Source organism: uncultured Campylobacter sp., from assembly GCF_938045345.1.
GTDB lineage: Bacteria > Campylobacterota > Campylobacteria > Campylobacterales > Campylobacteraceae > Campylobacter_B.
Genome location: NZ_CALIMS010000051.1, coordinates 1 through 5,118 on the forward strand (window position 1 = coordinate 1; position 5,118 = coordinate 5,118).

At 42.6% G+C, this 5,118-nt stretch carries 5 protein-coding genes, 1 tRNA gene and 1 pseudogene; 5 read left to right on the forward strand and 2 right to left on the reverse strand.

The genetic code is table 11. From position 1 onward, the window contains the following. The first annotated feature begins 229 nt into the window (after positions 1 to 229). The 5 genes from pssA to Q0144_RS08960 all read left to right on the forward strand — a co-directional run bounded on the left by pssA (position 230) and on the right by Q0144_RS08960 (position 4,487). Entirely contained in the window at positions 230 to 979 is a 750-nt protein-coding gene (gene pssA / locus Q0144_RS08940) for a CDP-diacylglycerol--serine O-phosphatidyltransferase (protein WP_298063474.1), read from the forward strand. An 86-nt stretch (positions 980 to 1,065) separates the two neighbouring features. Beyond that, on the forward strand, positions 1,066 to 2,580 hold the full coding sequence (locus Q0144_RS08945; protein WP_298063476.1) for a 2-isopropylmalate synthase: 1,515 nt from the start codon (positions 1,066 to 1,068) through the stop codon (positions 2,578 to 2,580). Positions 2,581 to 2,750: 170 nt separating this feature from the next. Further along, entirely contained in the window at positions 2,751 to 3,089 is a 339-nt protein-coding gene (atpE, locus tag Q0144_RS08950; RefSeq protein WP_297960572.1) for an ATP synthase F0 subunit C, read from the forward strand. Positions 3,090 to 3,158: 69 nt separating this feature from the next. Next, positions 3,159 to 3,243: transfer RNA gene (locus Q0144_RS08955), tRNA-Leu, on the forward strand. Positions 3,244 to 3,491: 248 nt separating this feature from the next. Next, positions 3,492 to 4,487, forward strand: a complete 996-nt coding sequence (locus Q0144_RS08960) for a hypothetical protein (RefSeq protein ID WP_298063478.1) — start codon at positions 3,492 to 3,494, stop codon at positions 4,485 to 4,487. Here the strand turns inward: Q0144_RS08960 and Q0144_RS08965 are convergent. After that, a complete protein-coding gene (locus Q0144_RS08965; RefSeq protein WP_298063480.1) occupies positions 4,440 to 4,841 on the reverse strand; it encodes a hypothetical protein in 402 nt (133 codons plus the stop codon). The genes Q0144_RS08960 and Q0144_RS08965 overlap by 48 nt on opposite strands. Positions 4,842 to 5,019: 178 nt before the next feature. Beyond that, positions 5,020 to 5,118 (reverse strand): annotated as a pseudogene (locus tag Q0144_RS08970) (IS1595 family transposase); the annotation flags it as partial.

The window sequence follows — 5,118 nt, forward strand, 5'->3', positions numbered from 1 at the left end:
GGAGATCATCTCTAAATTTGAAAAAGATAACGGTATGCCTACCCGTCTGGTGCGAAATTTAGGCGCTAACGACGATATCGAAAGCGCAAAGAGCGAGGCTTAAATTTAAAGCCTCGCGCAGGGCAATAACTTAGCGCTAAATTTTAAGAAGGTTGCGCCAAAGTGTTTTGCGCGCGATCTGCGGCGCCGAAGGAAAAGCGGTGCAAAAATAAAATTTAAAGAGTGAGAGATGGAAGAGGAAAAGGGAAAATTAATCTACATATTGCCGAATTTTTTCACGGCGGCAAGCGTATTTTTGGCGGTCATCAGCATAATTTCTACGATCAAAGGCAACTTCAGCGCCGCGATCTTTTATATCATTTTATCCTTGATCTGCGACGGGCTTGACGGCCGCGTGGCGAGGCTAACGCATGCTACGTCGAAATTCGGTGTAGAATTCGACAGCCTTGCGGATATCGTGGCTTTCGGCGTTGCGCCGGCGCTGCTGTTTTATTGCGCGGTCGGGCACGATTACGGTAAGGTCGGTTCGCTCGTAGCTGCGCTTTACGTGGTTTTCGGCGCGATCAGGTTGGCGCGATTTAACGTCACTACGGGCACCTATGAGCCTAGCGTTTTTATCGGACTGCCGATTCCGACGGCTGCGATTACGATGGCGTTTTGGATCGGAATTTATCTAAAATATGAGCTCTCCAAAGGATTTGGCGTATTTTTGATCATCGCAATGGCGACGCTATCGTTTTTGATGGTAAGCAACATCCGCTTTCCGAGCTTTAAAAAGATCAGCCTAAAGCGCCCCAATGCGATTAAAATTTTAGTGCTTCTAATCGTCGTGTTTTTCTCACTTTTATATCTTTTCAAGCTGGAATTCCCGGCGGTGCTCACTTTGGTTTATATCGTTTACGGTTTGGTTCGCGGAGCTTTAAATTTAAGTGCGGCTAAATTTCATAAAAAAGACAAACCCGAGGAAATGGCGAAATAATCTCAGATATGTTTTATCGCCGCGATTGTTTTTAAGCTTGCGCGGCTATAATTTCGCCAAATTTTAACGATTTGAAAGGATTTGTAATGGACAAAAATAAAATCATAATCTTCGATACGACGCTTCGTGACGGCGAGCAAAGCCCCGGAGCGTCGATGAATACGGATGAGAAGATCCATCTTGCGTTGCAGCTTGAAAAGCTGGGCGTAGATGTTATCGAGGCGGGTTTTGCAGCGGCGAGCCCGGGGGACTTTGACGCGATAGAAAAGATCGCGGGTGCCGTTAGCAAGGCTCGCGTATGCTCTCTTGCGCGTGCTTTAGAAAAAGATATCAAGGCTGCGGGCGAAGCGATAAAGGGCGCAAAGCTCGGGCGCATCCACACCTTCATCGCCACAAGCCCTATCCATATGGAATTTAAACTTAAAATGCAGCCGCAAGAGGTCATAAAGCGCGCCGTAGAGTCTGTACAATACGCAAAAAGTCTATGCGATGACGTGGAGTTTAGCTGCGAGGATGCGTGCAGAAGCGATATGGGTTTTTTAAAAGAGATCTGCGACGCCGCGATAAGCGCAGGGGCCTCCACCATAAATATCCCCGATACGGTGGGTTATCTCTATCCTGACGAGATCACCGCCCGAATAGGTGAAATCGTTAAGCTTATCGGCGAGCGCGCCGTAGTTTCGGTGCACAATCACAACGACTTGGGAATGGCTACCGTAAATTCCTTAGCCGCTATCTTGGCAGGAGCCAGACAGGTCGAGTGCACGATAAACGGTATCGGCGAGCGCGCGGGCAACGCGGCGCTAGAGGAGATCGTAATGGCGATCAAGACGCGCACAGATAAATTTGCGCCGCTTTATACCGATATAAATTTGAAAGAAATTTATCCATCCAGCCGCTTAGTCGCGAGCATTACCGGCATCGAGCCGCAGCCTAACAAAGCGATCGTCGGTAAAAACGCCTTCGCGCATGAAAGCGGCATCCACCAAGACGGCGTGCTAAAACACAAAGAAACCTACGAGATTATGCACGCCGAGGATATCGGGCTTGATAAAAACTCGCTCGTGTTGGGCAAACACAGCGGCCGCCACGCCTTTAAGGATAAACTGGTATCTTTGGGCTATGAGCTTAGTAACGAGCAGATTGAGATTGCGTTTAATAAATTTAAAGCGCTCGCCGATAGCAAAAAGGACGTTTTCGACGAGGATATTAGAGAGCTTGTAAACGACGAGTTCGTGGGAGCCGAAAAGACCTATGAAGTGCTGGTTTTAAGCTCCAATAGCTGCAACAAAGGACACGCTAGCACTGCGCTTACGCTAAGGTATAAGGATGAAATTTTAAGCGACAGCGCGCTTGGAAACGGCGGCGTGGATGCGATATTTAAGGCGATAGACCGCATTAGCGGCATCAGCGGTAGCCTGAAAGAATACCAAGTAAAAGCGGTCTCGCAGGGCAAAGACGCGCTGGCGAAAGTAACCGTTAAGGTGGAATTTAAAGACGAGGGCGCCATCATCGGCAGAGGGCTTGACGTAGATACGATGCTGGCGTCTGCGAAGGCCTACGTAGCGGCGCTAAATACATATCTGGATGCTAAACACTAACGCTAAGCGCTAAGATGTCGGCGTGCTCGGCGGGATTTACTAAATTTAACGCAAATTCCGCCAGATTAAACAAATCAAAAGCAAAATTTTAATAATATTTCACACTTAAAACGTTGGAGTAGGGGGTATTGAGCCGAAACTCGTTTTAAAATTTATTTATGGAGACTTTTATGAAAAAAGTTCTTGTATTGTTATTTGCGCTTTGCGGCGCGGCTTTCGCTAGCGAGCAGCTAAGTGCTTACACTCAGATCGTTTCTTTTTCTGCAATTACCGTTGCAGTCGTTTTAGGTCTAGCCGCTTTGGGTGGCGCGTTAGGTATGGGAAATGCCGCTAGCGCGACGCTTAACGGTATCGCTAGAAACCCAAGCGTAGCTAGCAAACTATCGACTACGATGTATATCTCGCTTGCGATGATCGAAGCACAGGTTATCTATGCCTTGGTTGTTTCATTTGTCTTGCTTTTTGCAAACCCTTTCATAACAGAAGGTCTTGCGGCTGCTGCAAAATAATCCTAAGCCCGAGAAATCGGGCTTTAAACTTATATAATTCAAGGCTTAAGATCAAGCTTTAAAATTTATGCGACCGTGGTGGAATTGGTAGACACGCTATCTTGAGGGGGTAGTGCCGCAAGGTGTACGAGTTCAAATCTCGTCGGTCGCACCATCTATCAAAATTTTCTCCTATTTTTTCATTTTTTGAATTTTTAAATAATTTTTTAAGCCCTAATTTTGGGAATTTTAAAATTATTCTTAAAAAATTCTTAGCACCGAAAATCATCGATTTATACATATATTTTAAGAAAAACTACTATATATTAAAAAATTGTATAGTAGCTTTTTTGCGCTCCCGCCTTGTTAATCCTTTGAGGAAATTCTATAATCTGCCTAAAATTACTATACAAAGGAAGAAAGATGACGGAAGTTTTTACCAAAATTAAGGATAATCCAATTTTCAAATCAGATCCAGATAAAGTAGTCAGAAATTTTATCTTGCCGCAGTATAAGCGCACTATGGTTGAAGTCTTAGATGATTTTATAGCCGTTAAGTTTTATAGCTCGCTAGCTAGAGACGGAACGGTTAAAATACATAGACACTATCACTATACGCAAGGCGGCAAGCTAATTAAGGCTCTAGGCAATGCCGACGAAATAACATTCGAAGGGGCTAGAATATTGTTAAAGAAATTAATATCAAATAGCCATACTAATGGTGTGGCAGCTCCAAAGAATACGCTAGTGAGTGTTTTTAAAATTTACTGCGAATATAACGCTTTTGCCGAAAGAACGTTAAGAAAATTGCGATTTAGATTTCAATCGAGGCTAAAGTGCGTTAGCGATAAAGATATCGGCAAGATTACCAAAAAGGAGATAATGCAGATATTGGACCCCATTTACAAGAATAGAAAATTTGCACTTTTAAAAGATCTGTTCTATTTTATTCGTTCTTTATTCAGGTTCGCGCGAGATAGAGGTATAAGCGATAATCTTTTATTTTGCGATACGCAATTAAAAAACCTATATAAGATACCTAAATCGGGAGGTTATTCATATATTTCCGAGAATGTGGATTTGAGGTTGTTGATAAAATATATCATGAGCTATCCTTGCCAAATAGGCGTCAAGAACGCTTTAATCTTTGAACTGCTTACTGGGCTAAGAAGTTCAAATGTAAGAAATTTAACCCACGCGCATTTAAAGGTGGACGATGACGGAGAATATTACTTACTATTCCCGCAGGATGAAAATAAAGTGAAAGCTAATGGTGATGAATATCTGGGTCTTCCAAAGGAGGTAGGTGAGTGGCTAGAGAGCATAAAAACAAAGTCCTCTTTATTTTTTGCGAATACGGAAGAAAACGTTTTAAGTGAGGCAACGCTTATCAAGGCTTTTAGCCCAAGTAATACCTAATGTTATAGCGCCAACAGCCACTGCACCCCAACCGACAGGATTTGAACCAAAAACCCAAACATATAAAGCAGTTGTTGCAGAACCAATCGCAAGGCCTTGTACTACATCACCGGCTCCCCTTGCGATAGCTTCGTCCCACTCTTTTTTCCCAGCAGCCGCATCAACGATAGGAATAACCATATTTAGCCCACCTGATTTGATTTTTACATAGTTATCAAAAACCTTGACATTATCAGGGTCGGCTAAAACATTTACAGGAATTCCTTTTATGAAATCGATTATATCCGAAGTGGGCTTGATATACCAAGCAACGCCTTGATTTGAATTGTTAGAAGTATTGTCATCTTCTGGCATGATTTTCTCTTATTTATAAAATTTGTAGTTTTTATCTAAATTTTCGATTTGTAAATTAAAATTTTGCAATAAATACTCATTGACTTGTTTATAATCTTGCTTTGTCATCAAATAGACATTTGCAGCATTTTTTTGATTGTCATAAAAAACTATGGTGCAAAAGAATATAAATTTAGGCTCAAGATAAGCTAAGCGGATTTCCTCTTATCAATTTCAACAGTTTCTGATATAGGTTTTCCTGTATAGTTTTAGTATTATATCTAAATTCACATTCCTT